Source organism: Dellaglioa sp. CoH-56-MRSF-13 (assembly GCF_056782095.1).
Map to the genome: position 1 here is coordinate 1 of NZ_JBXAYC010000016.1, position 1,430 is coordinate 1,430.

The following is a 1,430-nucleotide window of genomic DNA, read 5'->3' on the forward strand; positions in this document are numbered from 1 at the left end:
TGAAGTGAACCCCCTGAGTTGGAGAAATCTAACTCAGGGGGTTTTACTATGTTCACAGTTGAAATAAAGAAAAAAGTTCTAAAAGAATATTTGAAAGGTAAACCAGCCGGTTTACTAATGAAGAAGTATGGAATCAAGGGATCTGCAACTATTTATCAATGGTTGGATCATTTTAAAATGTTTGGGATTCAAGGCTTAGAAAATAATTTAGGGAAGACATTTTATGATTATTCCTATAAAATGAAGGTCATTCACTGGCGATTAAAACATAGGGCTTCTTTTCCGGTTACAGCACGTCATTTTAAAATTAAGAATCCTGTCGTGATTTGGGACTGGGAAAAGAAACTGGTACAAGGTCGCTTAAAAACTTCAAAAGGAAAACTGCCTAAAATGACTAAATCAAAAAATCCAAAAACTTCAAAACAATTACAAGAAGAAAATGACTTTCTAAGGGCACGGGTAGCGTACTTGGAAAAATTGGACGCCTTAATACAGAAAAAACAAAGATTAAAAACCAAGAAAAAGCCCAGATAATCACTGAGTTAAGGTGTGAATTACAGATTAAGTTGGCAACCGTATTAAAAGCTGGACTGATGTCCAGCAGTAGCTACCATGATGCTTGTAAACGAGAGTACCAACAAGATTCAAAAGAACTGATTGAAACGATTAAAACAATTTGTGAAGGGCATTCTGATTATGGGTATCGTCCCGTAACAAGTGAGTTACGTAACATAGGCATTAAAATCAATCACAAAACCGTGTTGAGAATAATGCGAGAAAACAAACTCCTATGTCACGCTTACGAACGAAAAACGAAAAGATATAATTCATATAAAGGAACTGTTGGTAAAATAGCTTCCAATCTTTTAAACCGACGTTTTAAGACTGATAGATCCTATCAAAAAATAGTAACTGATGTCACTGAACTACGATGGGGAAATAAAAGTACAAATGAAAGAGCTTATTTTACGGCATATATTGATTTATTTAATAGTGAAGTCCTTCAATGGTCAATTAGCCTCCACCCAACGGTGGAGTTTGTGACAGAACCACTAAAACGGTTAATCAATAAACGTTCAAATCTCAGTTATCGAATGACAGTTCACTCTGATCAAGGATTTCAATATCAGAACAGCCGTTATACAGAGATTATCAAATCAGCAAAAATTTTTCAAAGTATGAGTCGCAAAGCGACTTGTTTAGATAATGCATGTGCTGAAAGCTTCTTTCATATTTTAAAAGTTGGGACAGTTCATAATCACGATTATGCGACATACGAAGCTTTAAAAGTAGCCATAAAAAATTATATTGATTATTACAATCATAAAAGAATTAAAATAAAACTGGCCGGTATGTCTCCGATTGAATATCGAAAACATACCGACCAGATGATCGCTTAATATTTACTCCAACTTTTGGGGTTCACTTCA

The 1,430-nt window shown here is 34.5% G+C and carries 2 protein-coding genes; both read left to right on the forward strand.

Features of this window, described 5'->3' with window-relative positions; genetic code table 11:
- Nucleotides 1-48 precede the first annotated feature (48 nt).
- A complete protein-coding gene (locus tag AC1RP1_RS07570; protein ID WP_481761995.1) occupies nucleotides 49-534 on the forward strand; it encodes a helix-turn-helix domain-containing protein in 486 nt (161 codons plus the stop codon).
- A gap of 26 nt (nucleotides 535-560) precedes the next feature.
- The gene (locus AC1RP1_RS07575) at nucleotides 561-1,400 is read left to right on the forward strand and encodes an IS3 family transposase (protein ID WP_481761996.1); all 840 of its coding nucleotides are present in this window, start codon (nucleotides 561-563) and stop codon (nucleotides 1,398-1,400) included.
- The last annotated feature ends 30 nt before the right edge of the window (nucleotides 1,401-1,430 follow it).

What these genes read in the sequence shown, in the direction of transcription:
- AC1RP1_RS07570 (WP_481761995.1), top strand. Translation starts at nt 49, where the DNA reads ATGTTCACAGTTGAAATAAAGAAAAAAGTTCTAAAAGAATATTTGAAA.